Genomic DNA, 18009 nt, shown 5'->3' with positions numbered 1-18009 from the left:
TCTGTCGTGACCGGCCATCAATCCCCATGACAGGGAACATGGTCATGGATTAACACTCGGGGCGCCGTCCCGTGGCGGCAAAGGCATTTTCCGGGAACCAGACGACATTGAATTACAGGCACGGCTATCACGCGGGCAATTTTGCCGATGTCATGAAACACGTCCTGCTGACGGCACTGATAAAGGCGCTCTGCCGCAAGCCCGCGCCTTTCTGCGTCCTCGATACGCATGCAGGCGTCGGGCTGTATGACCTGTCGGGGCCACAGGCCCAGTCAACGGGGGAATGGCGCGACGGCATCGGGCGCCTGCTTGGGTTACCCCCGGGGGAGGATCCGGCGCTGGACGACTGGCTCGACATCGTGCGCCATGTCATGCGTGAACATGAGGGAGAACTGTTCTATCCCGGTTCCCCGGCTCTTGTTTCCCGGCTTCTGCGGCCGGGCGACATGCTGACCTGCTGCGAACTGCATCCGCAGGACCAGCTGAGCCTGAAAAGGCTGTTCCGCAATACTTTCGCCGTCTCGGTCCATGGCCGTGATGGCTACGAAGCCATTACCGCACTCCTTCCGCCCCGGCATGCAAAGCGCGGGCTGGTCCTTATGGATCCTCCCTTTGAGCAGAAGGACGAGTTCCAGCGTCTGGCGAAAGCCATCATCACGGCGCGGCGCCGGTTTGCCACGGGCATCATCGCGGCATGGTATCCGATCAAGCACCGCGCCCCCGTCCGCGCGTTTCACAACACCCTGAAGGATGCGGGGGAACGGAACCTGCTGGCGCTTGAACTGACGCTACGCCCCCCTCTTGACCCATCGCGCCTCAATGGCAGCGGCATGATCGTCGCGAACCCGCCTTTCGGGTTCGCGGACGTGGCGCGGCATGCCCTGGACGTGCTGTGCAGACATCTGGGGGACGAGGAAACGGCCGCAACCGTCGAATGGGTCGTCCCGGAATGACAGGACGCAGGCGCATCCGGTGACACATGCCTGTCCGCGCCTGCACTACCCGATCCCGCGTGCTTTCCCGTCATTTGTCCTGAACGGGCGGGAGGACTTCGGCAGGCATGGGGCAGACATAGGGTTCCTGTGCAAGGCGGCTGTCATGATCCGCCTTTACGCGTTCCAGAAGGGCGGGGGACATCAGGACGTCGCGGGCGGTAGCGGCCATCACCTTGGCGGCGTGGATCATCCCCTTGTGCGCGATGCCGCTCTTGCCCTGTGCGGTCATCTGCCACGAATGAAGCTGCGTCCCGATGGCGCAGGTCGCCCCCCACATCTGAACGGTAGGTACGACCCAGCTGACGTCCCCCACATCGGTGGAACCAAAGGGCGGCGGCACGAATTCACGCGGCGCGATCGTATCGCATAACGGCACGTCATCGCGCGGTGGCAACCCAGCAGACAGAAAGGCGGTTCGGATATCCTGCGGCGTCAGGGTTTTCTGGATTTCCCGCGCGAATTCGTAATCCTCCTGATCGAACCGCGGCAGTCCCAGACGGATCAGGTTGGAATATATCGTATCTTCCAGCGGGGTGTTGCCCATCAGGTTGGATACGGCGCTGACCACGCTTTCTTCCACCCTCGTTTCGGTCATCAGCGTCGCGCCTCGGGCGATTTTCCTGACCCGTTCAGTCAGCTCCCGCAGCTGGCGCAGGTCATCGGCGCGGATCAGGTAACGTATGGTCACCTTCGACTGCACCACGTTGGGCGCCACGCCGCCCGCATCCAGATAGGCATAATGGACGCGCGCGGAACTGGGCATATGTTCGCGCAGGTAATTGACGCCTATGTTCATCAGTTCCGCCGCATCCAGGGCAGACCGCCCGAGATGCGGGGAAGCGGCAGCGTGGGATGCGCGTCCGTGGAACGTGAAATCAATACGCATATTCGCAAGCGACGCCGGATAGAACGGACCCGCGATCGAACCGGGATGCCATGACAGCGCGAAATCGACATCATCAAACACGCCATCGCGCACCATGAACGTCTTTGCGGCGCCCCCTTCCTCCGCCGGGCAGCCATAATAGCGGACCCTGCCGGCAATTCCCTTTTCCGCCATCCAGTCTTTCAGCGCGCCAGCCGCCAGCATCGCCGCGCCACCCAGCAGGTTATGGCCACAGCCATGCCCGTTATCGGCATCCTCCACCGGGCTGCAATGCGTCACGCCTGCTTCCTGACTTAGTCCGGGCAGGGCATCGAATTCCCCCAGAAAAGCGATGACCGGTCCCCCTTCCCCGGCTTCGCCCATGACGGAAGTCGGAATCCCGGCCAGATTTCGCGTGATACGAAACCCGTGGTGTTCCAGCATGACCTGCTGCGTGTCAACGGAGCGGTACTCATCATAGGCAAGTTCCGGCGTGTCCCAGATGCGATCGGAAAAATCGCAGAACACACCCCCGAGCATATCCACGACCGCCCAGATTTCATCGATATTTTTCATGTCCCCTCCATGACAGGGAATATGATACAGCATCGCCCGACGATAGTATCCGGGAAAAACGGCACGCCCTGCGCCACGGTCGTGCATCCGCCCCTCATCCTCCCGCCCCATCCCCGGTTTCCCTGTCGTGCCGGGCAATGCGCCGCAGGAACACAAGCGAGGACGAGGAGATGATCAGCATTCCCGTCACGAAATATATCCATGACAGCCTGTCGCCTGTCCTGTCGATAAGCAGCGTGAATATTGTCTGGGCCGTGCCCCCGAATATCGTCACCCCCAGTGAATAGGAAAGCCCCGTCCCCAATGTGCGGACATTCATCGGAAACAGGTCGGGCAGTATCCGCATGCACGCGCCCGACGCCAGCGCATGCAGCGACATGAGCAGCATCAGCACCAGTGTAAATACCAGTGGGGAGGGATGGGAAAGCAGGAAGACGAATGCCGGCAGGAACAGGCCACACAAGACAAAACGGGCCGCAAGCGTGACGACATACGGATCATAACGGTCACTGAGATAACCGCCCAGAAGGGCGAACGGACATCCCGTCAGCCCAAGGGCAATATTGACCGAGATTGCGAATGCAGCCGGAAACCGCAGATCATGGATGGCGAATATGGTGCCGTACAGGAAAAAATACTGCGAAATCGTCGCCCCGGCCACCAGCAGCGTACACAGGGCAATCCGGCCCGGCATGCGCATGAAGACATGACGCACGTTTTTCCCCATGCCATGATGGACCTGATCGGGTGCAAGGGTTTCATCCATGTTGCGCCGTATCCATATACCCACGGGCACGATAATGGCGCCAAGGATGAAAGGCAGCCGCCATCCCCATCCCGCGATCTGGGTCGAAGACATGGACAGTCCCAGCAGGATGCCGCACAGACCTGAAATGATCGTCCCGAGGGGACGGGCCAGAAACCCGATCCCGAAAATCACTGTCGAAAGCAGCAGGGCAAGACGGGGATTACCCGCAGGGAAACAGGCCGCCGACAGAAAGGTGGAAAAAGCCGCATAAACGGTAAAATCATAGAATTCCAGCGTGTTCCCCATTGCTGCCGCAACAAGGTTGCGCGCCTTTCCTGACTGGATCCGCAAGAGGATTCCTCCCTTCGATTTTGCACATGTCCGCCAGTTCCCGCGCAACCGCGAAGACAAGTCAGGCACTGCGCATTCCCGATTATGGAAAAATCTATCTCATTTCTGTTCTGTCATGAGTTCTATTTTCATTCGCATGACAATTTTTCCGATATCGTCGGACATGTTGCGTGACAGCAACATAAATCGCTCAAGGTCACGTGGAAACGGCACCGCCTTGAGGACCGACGGTTCCCTGCCGCCGCCCATGACCCTATGCCGCAGTGACAACATGACTGGCGCATCCTTCATCAGCAGATGTCCTGCCATTTGCCAGCCGGGGAAGACATTCACATTCCGCGTCGTTACCTGACCTGCGTGCGGGGCATCAACCGACAATACCGCGCCGCCTGCAGGAACCGCGCCATCTGGCACATGCACGAAACGTGGACAGGAAGCGCAGATCGGTCGCCGGGAACGAAGAAATCATACACGCCGGAAACCAGCATCCTGTCGCAATCACTGATTTTTGTTCCATATTCGGGATGGAATATGTTCATGATTTTCATGCCTGACCATGGGATCGGAAATACATGTGCCTGCCTTATGAACATCATCCGATACCCACTGTTGGATAAAGCGCCCCCTGTTATGAGAGCGCAGATGGAAATCACCGCAATACACAGGAAAATGTTGCTTCATGTTCTTTTTTCCTGCGGGCAGGAGGGAACTTTCCGACCTTATGCAAGGCGGCCTTTCGTGCTGTTACTTTCAGGTTGCCATGCTATATATAGTGTCCGGACGACAGGGCCCACATAGAGAAGACCCCAGGGAATGACTTCAGAAACAGCCGCATTTTCTGATATTCTTGCATGCTGGCACAAAATTGAATTCTTCATTCCCTTCGACCTGCGACAGGTCAGGGAAAGGAAAAGCGAAAACCAGTTTTCCGTTTTCGTGCTTCCGGACAATCCCAGGCTTCCCAATGACTACCCTCCGCCACGCGGGAAAATATCGGTTGGCGCGAACCTGTTCCTTGGCCTGTTCGACAGGGAAGAAGTCCAGCGTGTCACCAGCAGGCTGGAGGCTGAAACCGAATTCAACCGCCTTGACCGGGAAGAGCGTAACGACGAGGACGACACGCAGGAACCGCACGGATATCCCAACGCCACGACATGCATGGCCAAAATCCGCCTCAATGCAGCGGGTGAGCCTGATTTTACGTCTGTCGAAATCTCGACTTTTCCATGGGCCATTGGCAAGGCCCTGAAATATTCCCTGAATGCCCTGTCATGGGATGCGTTCGAGGCGGACAGACTGCGCCTGCAAAGGATGCTGGCCAATTTTTCCGAGGAAAGGCGACATGCGGCCAATATTACGGACCCGACGGTCCCCCTGCCGCTTGCAGCCGAGGAAATACCCCATCTGATCAGGATTTTCGGGGAATGGGCCGATTTTTTCCCGCCACGGGACCTGCCTGCCGCCCTGCTGCAACTCAATTACGGAAAGGAAAAAATCCGTCGGGATCCTGCCCCTAGTACGGAGACGAAGCCGTCGCCACAGGAAGACGATGACGATGAAAAGCAGGAAAAGCTCCCCGAAATCGGCATCCTCAACAGCTTCTTCCTGACCGATATCGAACGTGCCCATGCAGCCCTGAAGGCAGGCACCATTCCCCCGGCCCTGCGGCAGTATCTGACGGAACTTTCCGAAAGGGAAAGGACCGATCTGGGCACGGACAGGGGCCGCGAACATATCATTGACACGTTGCATCCCCGGTTCATGAACAGCGGGCGCTGGATATCAAACCCTGCCCATGCCATGAGCCTGATGCAGCAGTTCGCCATCAACACCGCATTCAGTCACCTGAAGGATCGTGGCGTTTTTTCGGTCAATGGTCCGCCCGGAACGGGGAAAACCACCCTGCTGCGTGATATTTTCGCGGAAAACATCACCCGCCGCGCCCGTGTCCTCGCCAGCATGAAATCCGCAGGCGACGCCTTCATCGGTTCTGTCGAGGCCGACAGCGGAGAGCACAAGTTCAGTGTCAGGAAGCTGCGCCCCGACCTGAGCGGATATGAGATGGTTGTCACCTCATACAACAATACTGCTGTTGAAAATATTTCGAAGGATCTGCCGCAATCCGCGGCGATCGATCTCTCCCCCGATGAGGAGTTCACGTATCTTCGTCCCGTAGCCCACAAGCTTGCGGCGGAAAAAAAGGATGGCGGCTTCCGCGCCCTCCAGCCCAAGGAATATCCTTGGGGCCTGATCACCTGCACACTGGGAAATTCGACCAACCGTTCCCGTTTCTGTGACAGCGTCTTTTTCAGGAAGGTCCCCGACGATGCAGAGGAAACATGGAGCGGCAACGAACGCCCGGCCACAATATGGCAATGGGTAAAAGGGACGTCTCCCGCCAGCGCACAGCGGAATTTCAGGGACGCGGCAGAAAATTTCCGCAATCTGGATCAACAGGTCTCCGCCCGTCTGGCGGGACTTGAAGCATTTGCCAACCTGCATGCGTCTTCGGGACATGGCCTCCTTCGGCAGCAGCTGTCAGAACAGACAGGGCGGCTTCATGTCGCGCAGGCCCGTAAGCAGCATTGTGCCGACAGCCTTGCGGAGGCACGGCATATACTGACGCGCAGGACCGCTGAACTGGAAAGCCTGCGCGCCGAACAGGAACAGATTGACCGTCTGAAACCTTCCTTATGGAAATCCCTGTTCAACTCCAGGGAAAAGGAGCAGCATTCCATCGCGACACGGGAGAACGCCCAGGCACAGATCAGGCTGGGCAAGGAAATCCGCGACCTTTCGCAGCAGATTGAAAATGGCCTGACCCAGGATTTGCAGGCAGCCACAAGCGCCTGCACGGACATCCAGACGGCAATCGGACAGATCCAGAACAGACTGGCACAGGAAGAAAAGCAGCTTCGCGCCTGCCATGAGGAGTTCCCCGACGTTACCCTGTTTGAGAACGCACGGGACCTTGAAACCGACGGGCTGCAACGCTCTGGCCTGTGGCATGATCGGGAACTCAATCGCCTCCGCTCCGATCTGTTCAAGGCAGCCCTTGCCTTGCACGAAGCCTGGCTTGCGGCGGTGATGACGTCACGGACCCTGCATTATTTCGATACGCTGGCGGCAATCAGCCGGCACATCAGCAATCCCGGACGATACGGGTCCACGCCAGAGACTGTTGCGGCAATCTGGCAGAATTTCTTTATGATCGTTCCCGTTGTCTCCACCACCTTTGCCTCTTTCGCCCGGCAATTCCACGGCGTCGGTCCCGAAACGCTGGGATGGGTTTTTGTGGACGAAGCGGGACAGGCCATGCCACAGGCTGCCGTGGGTGCGATATTCCGCGCGCGGCGCGCCGTCATCATCGGCGATCCCCTGCAGATCGAGCCTGTTTTCACCCTCTCCGCCCCCCTTGTCAAAGCGCTGTGCGATCTCTCGCCCCATACTGCCGATGGACGCTGTTCCCCGGCGAGAGCCTCCGTGCAGACCCTGGCCGATGCCGCCAATCCCTATGGCACTTACCTGAACGTCCGGGATGGAAATCCGATCTGGGTCGGCAGTCCCCTGCGCGTGCATCGTCGCTGCCTTGATCCGATGTTCACGATTGCCAATCGCATCGCTTACGATGGAAAGATGATTCACGGTTCGACTGATCCGGATCCGGAGCCTGACAGTTCACCTTTCCTGGGGGAAAGCGCATGGTTCTCCGTCGCGGGGAAAGTCATGGGCAAACAGGTGGTGCAGGAACAGGTCGATTATGTCGTGGCCCTGATCGTGGCCTGCACCGCCCGCGATCAGGAATTGCCCGCGCTGTATGTCATTTCCCCTTTCAAGGAAATCAGGCAGGCTATTGGCAAGGCGCTTCGCGATCCCGCATGCTGGGCCAGCCGTAACATGTATCCTCCCCGTGAACTGCGGACATGGATTGGCATACGCGTTGGTACTGTTCATACTTTTCAGGGCAAGGAAGAAGATACCGTCATAATGGTTCTTGGGGCGGATGAAACAAAACGCGGTTCCGCCCAATGGGCGGCATCAAAACCCAATATCCTCAATGTCGCGGTCACTCGCGCCAAACGCCGCTTTTACATGGTCGGTGATCGCAAGCTGTGGGGTGGACTGAACTATTTCGGGGATGCGGCCCATCTGCTTCCACAGGTCAACCCGCATCATGTTCTGGACTCTCTCGCCACGATGGACCAGTCGGCCTGAGAATGCTGGACATCGGAAGATCAATGAAGATTGGTCCTGACGATACGTGCGCGCAAGATCGCCCACTGTATCAGACACTTTCAAAAAGTTTTTGGTGAAGCTTTTTTCAAAAAGCTTTGAAGAACGTCGCCTTTTTAAAAAAGGCTGCACCGAAAATTTTTATCATTTTCAGGCCATCCCTCATATATCGGGGGCTGCTTCACTTATCCTCGGCGCTGATGGAAGAAGGCCAGCCGCCACAAACGTATCGGCGATATGCTGCTGGCTGGCTATGACCTGTGGCTTAATATGGTGAAATCCAAAATGGATTTTTGCCACCGACTGTTCCACCACCCCAAGTTCCAGCCCCGTGCTGCGGGCAAGCATGGCTGCGACTTCTGGCCTGTTTTCCTGCGCCCATGCATCGCACTTTTCCACGGCAGCAATGATATCGCGCAGCAGGTCACGATTTTCGGTAAAGAATCCCTTGCGCGCGAGATAGAAAGGAGTTCCGCCCCCTACCTCATCCCCTGTGGCCAGCACGCGGACACGTCCCCCGGCACTCGATAACGCCCCCGACAGATAAGGGTCCCATATCGACCATGCATCAACCTGTCCCGCCTCAAACGCCGGACGCGCCGCAGCAGGCAGCAGATAGGAGACCTTGATATCATGCAGGCTCAGGCCATTGAGCCTCAGTGATGCAAGAAGAAGCCAGTTGGCATCCGACCCCCGGGTCACTGCGACACGTTTGCCGCGCAGGTCGCTGACGGTTCGGATCGGACTGTCCTGCGGCACGATGATCGCTTCGCTGGAGCCAGTCGGATTTTCGTTCCCCGCATAGATCAGGGCATCCGGGGCGCTTGCCTGCGCAAACACCGGGGGCAGATCCCCTGTCGTACCGAAATCGAGCGCCCCGGCGATCATAGCCTGCAGCAATGGCGGTCCTGCCGGAAACTGTGCCCATTGCACCGATATTCCCTTGGGTCGCAAGGCTTCGTCCAGAAACCCTTTTTCCTTCAGAAGAACGAGCGTGCCATATTTCTGATAACCGATCCTGACACTATTCTGCTGGGCAAACGCCTTGCTGCCAAGCAGCGTGACCAGACCTTGCGAAAGTGCCAGCCTTCCGAGAGCGCGTCTTGAAAGCAATTCATGTCTCCTTTTTTCAGGGCGGCTGCTTGTTTTTTCCAATGCAGACGCAAACGCCCAATTTCCTTCAGGCCTGTTTAAAAAATTACCCTTTAATAAAATTTCCGGATGCCGATCTTGAAAGAAGATGGAATCCGCGGATAATTTTCAAACCATATCTTATTTTCCCACGACAGGATCATAATGGTTCCATTACATGCCATTTCCGTAGACAGATTAATGATGCGTCCATTTTGTCCGCAATCCCTACAGCTTGTAGCTGAATTCGCCACCGAACATTGCCGGATCGCCCAGTTGTCCATAAAAGACCGCCCCGGTTGCCAAAGGTGTCATGGTTACGAAATACCGTTTGTCCAGCATGTTATGTCCCCAGAAGCTGAGATCCCATTTCCCGCTTTCCGGACGAATGCCAATATGACCATCCAGAAGGCCATAGGGCTGAATGCGCGTGTAGCGGGATTCCGATGCATCGGCATAATAACCAGAGCGATATGTATAATCAGCGCCTACATAAAACAGAAGGTGGCTCCAGAAACCACGTGCCGACGGACTCATATCCCTGACGGGCACGGTATATTCCAGACCCGCCGAAAGATTCCATTTCGAATTCAGGGGAATCTGGTTTCCTGTCAGGCTGTAAAGTCCCTTGATGTTCGAAGATTCCAGTGGATGCGTTGCATTATTGAATGAGGCATAGAACGCATCGGTATAAGAGGCCGATACCCGTCCCTCAAGCCCCGGGATTATGACGCCCCTGGTATCCAGTTCCAGTCCACGCGACACCACATGCTTTGCATTGGTCAGGTAGGAAATCGTGGTTCCTGTCGAGGTATAATAGGACGCACTTGTAATGTAATCATGAACATTATTCCAAAATGCCGCCATATTGACCAGAATTCTTTTGTTCAGGAACGAATTCTTCGAACCGAATTCGAACATGTCATCGATCTCGGGCTTGACGCTGGGATTTGCGCCTTGTGAAATATTCAGGCTTACAAGATTAATCCCGCCATTTCGTACGCCGCGACTGTAGGTTGCGTAAAGAAGATGATCGGCACCCGCCCGGTACAGAAGGCTTAGATTCCCGCTGGGTTCATGTTCACGATGAAACGCATGATAGGAAACTTCCTGTCCCAGAACGGCAGCAGCCAACGCGGGATACTGGGACCCCACGATCTTTGACGCATAACTTCCGGATTTTGTCACGAAGGAGTATCTGAAGCCGCCTTCAAGCGAAATCCGGGATGTAATCGCATAGCTGGCTCGGACATACCCAGCCACTTCGTTGGTGATCGGATTGTCATGGGATGAGAATGTCGCCCCGTTCAACCCGGCGTTATAGACCGCCGGAGTGTATCCATAACCATAATATTTCGCGCCCTGATCCGTTATGGACCAGTAGGAATAATCCGGCACCTCCTCATACATATAGAAAATTCCACCAGAAAACTGGAACCTCCGTCCCGTGGGCGAGGAAATCTTTAGTTCTTCGGTCGCGTGCTGTTCATAAACCTGATTGTTGCCCGCCGATAATGTCCGCAGGCCGGGTATGGTACCAAGACCGCCCGAAAAACCGTTATGGGGATACCAGAACCATGTATGCCATGACGCAATATTTTCCAGCTTCCACTGATTGGCAAACTGGTAGCCAACATTCAGAGAAACCCCATACGTTTCCTGATCGACTGCCTGGCTGCCGGTGGATGGGGCGCTGATCAGCATGTCACGCACCCCATGCGCGGGCAGGGGTTCCGCGCCCGCATATGCAGCCCGTTCCCAGTAATTTCCTGCAATGACCGCCCCGTCCGCATAATGCGTCAGCGCGGTGGACATGGGTGTAACGCAGCAGCTTTCCCTGAGGTGCGAATAATCCGTGATCAGGCGTATCGTCAGCCGGTCCGTCGGCTTTGCCAGGATCTGCGCCTTTACGCCCAGATCATGATAATCCTGATAATAACGGTCGGTTGTTACGTTCTTTACATACCCGTCGCGGTTTATGGAAAATCCCGACAGGCTGAACGCTACCTTATCACTATTCCCGATGGGGCCGGTCGCCCTCAGGCGGATATTTGCGGTGTTATAGCTACCGTAATCCCCGATCACCGAATACTGCCGCCTGAAGGACGGTGCCAGCGTGGATATGTTGATGGTACCGCCATCATTATCCACGCCGCCCCGCGTCGCCTGAGGCCCCTTGAGAACCTCTATCCCCATCAGGTCGCTGACATCGCCCAGCACGGCCCCGGGACGTGCCTGATAGACACCGTCGATATAAACAGCGGTGCCATTTTCCAGCCCGTCCTGGGCACTTGAACTGAAATTTCCCAATCCACGTACATTAATGGCGGTATTGCGTGGATTTGTGATCTGCAGGGAAACCGCAGGCAGCAATTTCGTTGCCTGCTGGATATTGGTGATCTGGTGGGTCTGAAGGTCCTTTTCCGTAATCGTCGTCACGGCCACAGGGTCGTTCTGCCGCGCAAGAAGCTGACGCCGTGCCGACGAAGCGCTGGCCCGCACATGCAGGATTTCAGGCTGGCTGATAGGAGACGTCCCCCCTTTGGCCGCAGGTTTCACCGTTTGTGCATGAGCAGGCGAAGCCACGCGCGCGTGGCCATTTTTAAAGGGAAGAGACGAATTTCCCTGCGTGGCTGCGGCCTTTCCTTCCTGAGATGAGAAGGTGGCGGTCAGAACGCAGCAGAAAAGCAGGCCTCGATTCAGAGATTCCCTGGACGAAAGCCCAGCGTGAAGTCGCAACGATCGAGCTTTTGAGCTACTCATACCGCCCCCAAATAACTACATTATGACGTATAATTATATAACAACATTTGCAATGATATATTCACGCCAAGCGTAGTCAATTATTATTTGTGGAAATTATTTTAAACTATTTTACTTAGTTGAATGAGCATACAAAAACACGCCACCCCCCTGTTTTTACAGACGATCGGACAATTTTCCGGATGGCAGAGGATACCTCCTGCTCACCTCATGACATGACTTTTCATGAGGTAAGGCGGCAATTCACCAAGATACCTCCAAAGGGCAGATATGCTGCAAAAGCGTCTATATCTTCGGGATATATCGTCAATATCCGGCCATGAAGATAAGCGGCATAGCCCTTGCCCGCTTCATCCCTGCGCCCAGCCCGCTGCGAATTACGCAACGTCCCGCATTCTTCACCAACCGGACGTGCTATATCGCTGGCTTCGGCCGGTTGGTCCGCATACCGGACAGGCTTCGATTTTCCCGTAAATCCATATCAGTCATCATGTACGCCCAGCGCACCCAGCAGAACGGTCCGCAAATGCTCGAACCGGGGATCGGCATGACGACGGGGGCGCTCCATCGGGATGGGCAGATCCATACGGATACGTCCCCGTTCCAGAACCACCGCACGGTCCGCCAGCAGCAGGGCTTCGTCAACATCATGCGTCACCAGCAGCACGGAACAACGGTGACGGCCCCATAAATCCGATACCAATCGCTGCATTTTCAGTCGGGTCAATGCATCCAGCGCGGCAAAAGGTTCATCCAGCATCAGGAACGCGGGTTCACGAACCAATGCACGGGCCAAAGCCGCCCGCTGCGCCTCCCCCCCCCGAAAGGGTCAGCGGCCACGCGTCAACCCGGTGCCCAAGCCCCACTTCCTGCAGCACGGCCACGGCACGTTCACGCCCATTCGCCCCGGCCTGACCAAGGACGATATTCTGCCAGACCCGTTTCCACGGCAGCAGACGGCTTTCCTGAAACACGACGGAGACTTCGGCCGGGCGGCTGACGGACCCTTCGACTACCGGATCCAGCCCCGCCAGCGTGCGCAGCAGGGTCGATTTTCCAGATCCGCTATGCCCCAGCAACGCCACGAATTCCCCCGGCGCAATGGCAAGATCAAGATGTTCGAGCACGGCAGGCCCGCCCCCGAACCTGCGGGTCAGGCCCTGGACAATAACGGCGGCCTCATTGCGTGATGGAAGCCTTGCCCCCCTCACCTCCTGCGTAATCCTGTTCATCCTGCCCTCGCAACACGATGGGACGGGCGCCAGACCAGTAGCATGCTTTCCAGAAAGCGCACGATCTGGTCAGAGACAAGGCCGAGCAGGCCATAGATCACCAGCCCGAGAAGAATGATATCGGTGCGGAGAAAGTCCTCCGCATCCATCATCATGTGGCCGATCCCGCTTTCGGCGTTGATCTGTTCCGCCACCACAAGCATCAGCCACGAAATCCCCACGGCAAACCGCAACCCCACCAGCAGATCCGGCAGGGCCCCGGGAAGGATGACGTCACGGATTGTCTGTCCCCGCGAAAGGCCAAGGGTACGCACCATTTCCAGAAGCCTGGGATCTATGGAACGGATCCCCTTGTAAAGGTTAAGATAGATGGGAAAACTCGACCCCAGCGCCACAAGGGCGACCTTTGGGGGTTCCCCGATTCCAAACCAAAGGATGAAAAGCGGCACCAGCGCCAGCGTCGGCAGAGTACGCAGGATCTGCATGGGGGCATCCACGATATCCTCCCCCACGCGAGACAGTCCGGCCACCAGCCCCAGGCTGACCCCGGCGAAAACCCCGATCGCAAGTCCGCACCCGGCCCGCATCAGCGACACTGCAAGATTGGTCTGCAGCGTGCCATCCCGCGTCAGGGACCAGCCCGTTGCCATGATCTGGGCCGGAGACGCCATCAGGCGCGAGGACAGCAATCCTGCTGAACAGGCCGCCTGCCAGAGGAGCACAAGCACGAAAGGAGATGCATAGCGCGTCAGGACACCCGGCCTGATACGCCACAGGGAACGCACGCCTCCCCTGGCCGCTACCGCGAATGTGGTCCGAACGAGAGATCCTGACATGCGCCTCTCCTTTCCTCGTGAATGAGTGTGCTTTTGAGAGTCCTTTATTTTATCATTTTTGAAAGGTAAATAATTTTCTCAACATGTTTGTGATATTTTTTATTTATAACTATTTTATATAGTTATTTATGGTCCTGCATGAGGCTGGATTGATGAGCATGATGCTGATTTCCATGGGATTTCCGGTTCCTGAACAAATCATGCGGATTGTCACGCCATGATGGCCGCATATCCCCATCCACAGGATCTGAAAATCGGCTCCGCCAAACCTCATGCCCCCGATCACCGCAAGCTGACCATCCATGATGCTTCAGGAAATGGCAGCGACACGATATCCGGCCTCGGCACGATCCCCCGGGCTGAATGGCACGCGTAAACAGCTGCAGCCAAGGCAGATCCATAGCCATCTGCAGTCATTGCCCCATCGTGGGCAGCATTGTCGGGATGACGGTCGTGGTTTGCTTCCGCGATTGGAAGCCATGAACAAGACAGCATGCAGGTCGAACGCCAGCGCCTCATCAATACGATTTCTTATAAACCGTCGATCAGGACGTTTAAAAGACCGCTTGAAAACAGCTTATTGATAAATGATCAAAATGTTTTTGAGTGATACATTTTTCAAAAATTCTACGTATTCTTAAGTATTTTTGAAAAATCTCTATGACTAATGGTTCCCGGCATGAGGAGGTCGATCAGCATTTCCAGCAACAAATGAACAGCCTGTACCTGACCGATGAAATGCATTTCCTTTACGACCGCCTGACGATTGGCGAGGATCAAATACCTCATGATCTCCCGCGATCAGGGCAACAATACGCCCGGCGCCGTCCATTATGGAACCGGGACATATTCACAGCCGCTGCCGCAGGTGTCCATTTCCTATAAGCTGACGCCGCATGAGCAGATCTATGTCAACGGAACGACGGCGTTCCGCGCCCCTGCCTCCGTACAGGCATATGGTCAGTTCTTTCAGCCAATCGCGCCGTTTCCGCTTACCAGCTACACAAAACTTAAGGGCGAGTATTCGATCGAGGAGGAAATAGGATACCGGCACTATGGCCTGTTCAATTTCTCTGTCGCACTTTTCAACTATAACATTACCAACAATCAGGTATATACCTCGCCCCAGCCTAGCAGCCTGTTCCTGCCCCGCGTCCTGCATTACGGGGGCAAGACGTCACGTGGCGTGCAGGCGGAATTCGGGCTGCGCCCCTGGCATTACTTCAGTCCATATGTCTCCGCACAATACCTGCATGCAATGATGGATTCCAATTTCTCCTCATTCTTATTCTAAAAATGGCCGTTTTACAAAAATTTTTGGTAGTTTAGCATAATAGACCCGTCTTGGTACCCATCGTTAAACGAATGGTTATTATGGTCCTAAAAATGGCTTTAGAAACTCTTGTATGTAGGTGGCAACCACATTACTTGCAGCGCCCTCGGCTATCGTTTGAATGGACTTCAGAAATTCTTTTATTTTTGAAGGATTTTTTTCCATTTCTCCTACCGCAATAAGTATCTGATCGCTTTGTCTCGCAGGAAGAAAATCAACATGGGATTTTATATTTTCTACCAATCGTGATACTTCAATATCGTAATATATATGACGTATTTGGGCCGATCTATTTTCAATGTCTTGGTCTTGAGCACCTACCCAACTTCCTTTGTCGCAAGGACTGGGGAACCGATGGCCATTTCCTCGCAGGATGCGGTCATTTTCGATCGCAGTTTTGCGAATTTTGTTTATAAAATGCCGAATAAGGGACTCAGATTCAGAGATAGATTGCGCCCTGACCTCGACAGGATACTGCTTTAATTGCTGCTCTAGGTTATCAAATAGCTCTTGAACCTTTTTCTTCGCGTAACGCTGAATAGTGCTCCAATAAACGGTTTGCGCTGATCCCCTGAATTCGACACCTGCATAACGGATCATTCTACCATCAAATCCCTCAATTTCGACAGGCGTAGCGCCTCCTATGCGCTGCCATTTGAAGAACCAGGTATTTTGCATATGCTGGTATTCCGCATCTAAGGTATTTTTTAGCCTTAAACCGATCGGTGTTGAGATGCTCATATTTTGTAACCTGTGGCGCTATTTACGCATGCAAATAACATGATGAGGGTGGTCTAGGCACGCCGTGAAATGAACTTCTATCTCGTATCGTGAAGGGCTGCTGCACCTGTATAATCACTGATCTGCCCCGCCGTCATGAAGAAGCTCAGCGGCCATCCGTTCTGATCGGTGATGGCATGCAGCTTCGTATTCATACCGCCTTTTGTGCGACCGATCAGGCGACCTGGATCCCCTTTTTGAGTCGCAGGCTCGAAGCCGTACGATGTGCCTTGAGATAGGTCGCATCAATCATGATGGTCTGGGGCCCTGCCTTTCCGGCAGCCAGACCGTCCATCATCCGGGCGAAGATCCCCATCGCACTCCAGCGCTTCCAGCGGTTGTAGAGTGTCTTGTGTGGACCGTATTCCCGGGGCGCATCGCGCCAGCGCAGACCGTTCCGATTAACGAAGATGATGCCGCTCAGCACGTGACGGTCATCAACACGAGGCCTGCCGTGGCTCTTGGGAAAGAAAGGCCGAAGACGCTCCATCTGCTCGTCCGTCAGCCAATACAGATCACTCATCTTCAGTCTCCTCACAGAGCCTGAATCAGATTTCTCACCTCAAATCAATAGGTCCTGAGCCTAGCGGGTCTATGCGCTCGATCAACAGATTGCGGGCCTCTGCCGCGTGACGGCGGGCATCGGCCAGGCTGAGGGTGTGAGCTGATCCCAGCCCCATCTCCCTACGTTTGCCTGAAACCGGGCTGGTGTAGCGAAAGATCCAGACCTTCGACGGGTGCCGGGCAACAAGCCAGAGGTTGCCCCCATCAGAGATGACACCATTCTTGAGGGGCGCCACACGGCGGGCTGATAGCTGTTGAGGTGACAATCTGCTCATATTCTCTACCCATCTTGGTACCTGCCTTACAGCATGAGATTTGTAACATCATCAAGGGACAGGCAAGAACACAAGCCGGTGCACATTGTTGAGATTCCGCGCCTTTCAGGGAAATCATGATGCACAACGGAGAGCATCCTTGCCGGACAATTTCGCCGCCATCAACACAGCAGGCCAACAGATATATCTGCCAACAGCCGGGAAAATCGCGGTGCAGAGCCCGAAATTCACGACGGCAGTCGGACTGGCCTATGATGACGGTCATATCTTCGGGATATCTGGTCGGCGTCACAAGCGATGTCGGCAATACAGATTTTGGGATCGACTTCATTCAGCAAAAAGGTTCTGCCTTGATGACATCGGCCCTCTGACTGGGCTTCCGGGTCAGGCCTTCCCCCCACCGGAGCTCTGGAAGAGCTGGCGTGCAACACGGAACAGGGTCTCCCTCAGCCACCGGTGAACCGGGTCCGTGTCGCGACGGGGGTGCCATGCCTGAAATGCCTCGACATACGGCAGGGACAGCGGAAATGCGAAGGAAGCCAGCCCCAGCCGATCCATTGAAATATGTTGCAGCACAAGGTCGGGCACCGTCAGGATCAGGTCCGTATGCCGCATGCTTTCGACCATGGCGTGATAGTTTGGCACCACCATCACGATACGACGGGTCAGTCCGTAATGATCCCGCAGGACCCAGTCGATGGGACCACGGGCCCTCCCGCGTCGTGAAACACTGATATAATCGTAAAGCACCATGCTCTGCGGCGTGATGGGTTCGGCAAGGATGGGGTGTCCTTTCCGCACAAGCCCGAACATCTGATGACGGAACAGCGTCTGTCGGCGGATTTCCGGCTTCATGACGCCTGTCGCCCCGATATACAGGTCAACGCTGTTATGACGCAGCGGATCCGACGCCGGGTCATCCACCTCCGGCGCGAACAGGATCTCGCATTTCGGACATTCCCGCCGCAAGGCATGCAGCAGTGGCAGCCCCAGCGCGGCCACGATCAGGTCATTGGCACGGATGGTAAACGTGGGGGCCATGTTGGCCAGATCGGCCAGAAGCTGGGTCTCCACCAGGCTGTCGGCCGCCCGGACCACGTTCTGCACACGATCAAGGATGCCGGTGGCAAAGGATGATGCCATCATCCGGCGTCCGGACTGCACAAGGATGGGATCGGAAAAAACGACCCGCAGCTTGGCAAGATGCCGGCTCATCGCAGGTTCGCTCACCTTCAGGCGCCGCGCCGCGGCTGAAACGCTTTCTTCTTCGATCAGCACCTGAAGATAGCGCAGCAGGTCAAGATCATATCCTCGCATTCTTTCCAAT

At 55.7% G+C, this 18009-nt stretch carries 13 protein-coding genes and 2 pseudogenes; 4 read left to right on the top strand and 11 right to left on the bottom strand.

The window, feature by feature from the left end:
* Positions 1–107: 107 nt before the first annotated feature.
* On the top strand, positions 108–953 hold the full coding sequence (locus tag NJLHNGOC_RS07395; RefSeq protein ID WP_165837875.1) for a 23S rRNA (adenine(2030)-N(6))-methyltransferase RlmJ: 846 nt from the start codon (positions 108–110) through the stop codon (positions 951–953).
* A gap of 70 nt (positions 954–1023) precedes the next feature.
* Here NJLHNGOC_RS07395 and NJLHNGOC_RS07390 read toward each other — a convergent pair whose 3' ends face one another.
* The 3 genes from NJLHNGOC_RS07390 to NJLHNGOC_RS07380 all read right to left on the bottom strand — a co-directional run bounded on the left by NJLHNGOC_RS07390 (position 1024) and on the right by NJLHNGOC_RS07380 (position 3913).
* Positions 1024–2436 carry a M20 family metallopeptidase gene (locus tag NJLHNGOC_RS07390; protein ID WP_113595864.1) on the bottom strand — a complete coding sequence of 471 codons (1413 nt, stop codon included), beginning with the start codon at positions 2434–2436 and terminating at the stop codon, positions 1024–1026.
* A gap of 94 nt (positions 2437–2530) precedes the next feature.
* Complete coding sequence (locus NJLHNGOC_RS07385) at positions 2531–3535, bottom strand: MFS transporter (protein ID WP_133258701.1); 1005 nt, start codon at positions 3533–3535, stop codon at positions 2531–2533.
* A gap of 99 nt (positions 3536–3634) precedes the next feature.
* Positions 3635–3913 carry a hypothetical protein gene (locus tag NJLHNGOC_RS07380; protein WP_133258700.1) on the bottom strand — a complete coding sequence of 93 codons (279 nt, stop codon included), beginning with the start codon at positions 3911–3913 and terminating at the stop codon, positions 3635–3637.
* Positions 3914–4348: 435 nt separating this feature from the next.
* Here NJLHNGOC_RS07380 and NJLHNGOC_RS07370 point away from each other — a divergent pair, with 435 nt between their 5' ends.
* A complete protein-coding gene (locus NJLHNGOC_RS07370; RefSeq protein ID WP_113595803.1) occupies positions 4349–7750 on the top strand; it encodes a DEAD/DEAH box helicase in 3402 nt (1133 codons plus the stop codon).
* 180 nt (positions 7751–7930) lie between these two features.
* Here NJLHNGOC_RS07370 and NJLHNGOC_RS07365 read toward each other — a convergent pair whose 3' ends face one another.
* The 4 genes and pseudogenes from NJLHNGOC_RS07365 to NJLHNGOC_RS07350 all read right to left on the bottom strand — a co-directional run bounded on the left by NJLHNGOC_RS07365 (position 7931) and on the right by NJLHNGOC_RS07350 (position 13730).
* Positions 7931–8923 carry an aliphatic sulfonate ABC transporter substrate-binding protein gene (locus NJLHNGOC_RS07365; protein ID WP_239021395.1) on the bottom strand — a complete coding sequence of 331 codons (993 nt, stop codon included), beginning with the start codon at positions 8921–8923 and terminating at the stop codon, positions 7931–7933.
* Positions 8924–9127: 204 nt separating this feature from the next.
* Positions 9128–11662: a TonB-dependent receptor gene (locus NJLHNGOC_RS07360; RefSeq protein WP_113595801.1), complete on the bottom strand. Its 2535-nt coding sequence runs from the start codon at positions 11660–11662 to the stop codon at positions 9128–9130.
* 481 nt (positions 11663–12143) lie between these two features.
* Positions 12144–12894, bottom strand: a pseudogene (locus tag NJLHNGOC_RS16600) (ABC transporter ATP-binding protein).
* Positions 12891–13730 carry an ABC transporter permease gene (locus NJLHNGOC_RS07350; RefSeq protein ID WP_113595800.1) on the bottom strand — a complete coding sequence of 280 codons (840 nt, stop codon included), beginning with the start codon at positions 13728–13730 and terminating at the stop codon, positions 12891–12893. Before NJLHNGOC_RS07350 ends, NJLHNGOC_RS16600 begins: the two are co-directional and overlap by 4 nt.
* Before the next feature lie 217 nt (positions 13731–13947).
* On the opposite strand from NJLHNGOC_RS07350, the gene NJLHNGOC_RS15895 reads away from it, so the two are divergent.
* Together NJLHNGOC_RS15895 and NJLHNGOC_RS07340 are read left to right on the top strand one after the other, a co-directional pair.
* The gene (locus tag NJLHNGOC_RS15895) at positions 13948–14106 is read left to right on the top strand and encodes a hypothetical protein (RefSeq protein WP_165837874.1); all 159 of its coding nucleotides are present in this window, start codon (positions 13948–13950) and stop codon (positions 14104–14106) included.
* A gap of 411 nt (positions 14107–14517) precedes the next feature.
* On the top strand, positions 14518–15024 hold the full coding sequence (locus tag NJLHNGOC_RS07340) for a TonB-dependent receptor domain-containing protein (RefSeq protein WP_113595798.1): 507 nt from the start codon (positions 14518–14520) through the stop codon (positions 15022–15024).
* A gap of 78 nt (positions 15025–15102) precedes the next feature.
* Here the strand turns inward: NJLHNGOC_RS07340 and NJLHNGOC_RS15645 are convergent, their stop codons facing one another.
* From NJLHNGOC_RS15645 to NJLHNGOC_RS07325, 4 genes and pseudogenes are all read right to left on the bottom strand, one after another.
* Positions 15103–15804 carry a hypothetical protein gene (locus NJLHNGOC_RS15645; RefSeq protein ID WP_133258699.1) on the bottom strand — a complete coding sequence of 234 codons (702 nt, stop codon included), beginning with the start codon at positions 15802–15804 and terminating at the stop codon, positions 15103–15105.
* A 92-nt stretch (positions 15805–15896) separates the two neighbouring features.
* Positions 15897–16366, bottom strand: a pseudogene (locus NJLHNGOC_RS07335) (IS5 family transposase); the annotation flags it as partial.
* 34 nt (positions 16367–16400) lie between these two features.
* Positions 16401–16682, bottom strand: a complete 282-nt coding sequence (locus NJLHNGOC_RS07330; protein WP_113595797.1) for an Arm DNA-binding domain-containing protein — start codon at positions 16680–16682, stop codon at positions 16401–16403.
* A gap of 384 nt (positions 16683–17066) precedes the next feature.
* Positions 17067–17999, bottom strand: a complete 933-nt coding sequence (locus tag NJLHNGOC_RS07325; RefSeq protein WP_113595796.1) for a LysR family transcriptional regulator — start codon at positions 17997–17999, stop codon at positions 17067–17069.
* Between the last annotated feature and the right edge of the window lie 10 nt (positions 18000–18009).

Origin of the sequence: Novacetimonas cocois, from assembly GCF_003311635.1 — a bacterium.
In the GTDB taxonomy this organism is placed as follows: Bacteria; Pseudomonadota; Alphaproteobacteria; order Acetobacterales; family Acetobacteraceae; genus Novacetimonas; species Novacetimonas cocois.
Note: the sequence above shows the minus strand (reverse complement) of the source record. Positions and strands in the feature narration are given on the sequence as shown.

Bases quoted from the DNA above. Each gene is read 5' to 3' on its own strand.
- NJLHNGOC_RS07325 (WP_113595796.1), bottom strand. From the start codon at position 17,999: ATGCGAGGATATGATCTTGACCTGCTGCGCTATCTTCAGGTGCTGATC.
- NJLHNGOC_RS15895 (WP_165837874.1), top strand. From the start codon at position 13,948: ATGATGGCCGCATATCCCCATCCACAGGATCTGAAAATCGGCTCCGCC.
- NJLHNGOC_RS07340 (WP_113595798.1), top strand. From the start codon at position 14,518: ATGATCTCCCGCGATCAGGGCAACAATACGCCCGGCGCCGTCCATTAT.
- NJLHNGOC_RS07390 (WP_113595864.1), bottom strand. From the start codon at position 2,436: ATGAAAAATATCGATGAAATCTGGGCGGTCGTGGATATGCTCGGGGGT.
- NJLHNGOC_RS07370 (WP_113595803.1), top strand. From the start codon at position 4,349: ATGACTTCAGAAACAGCCGCATTTTCTGATATTCTTGCATGCTGGCAC.
- NJLHNGOC_RS07330 (WP_113595797.1), bottom strand. From the start codon at position 16,682: ATGAGCAGATTGTCACCTCAACAGCTATCAGCCCGCCGTGTGGCGCCC.
- NJLHNGOC_RS07350 (WP_113595800.1), bottom strand. From the start codon at position 13,730: ATGTCAGGATCTCTCGTTCGGACCACATTCGCGGTAGCGGCCAGGGGA.
- NJLHNGOC_RS07360 (WP_113595801.1), bottom strand. From the start codon at position 11,662: ATGAGTAGCTCAAAAGCTCGATCGTTGCGACTTCACGCTGGGCTTTCG.
- NJLHNGOC_RS15645 (WP_133258699.1), bottom strand. From the start codon at position 15,804: ATGAGCATCTCAACACCGATCGGTTTAAGGCTAAAAAATACCTTAGAT.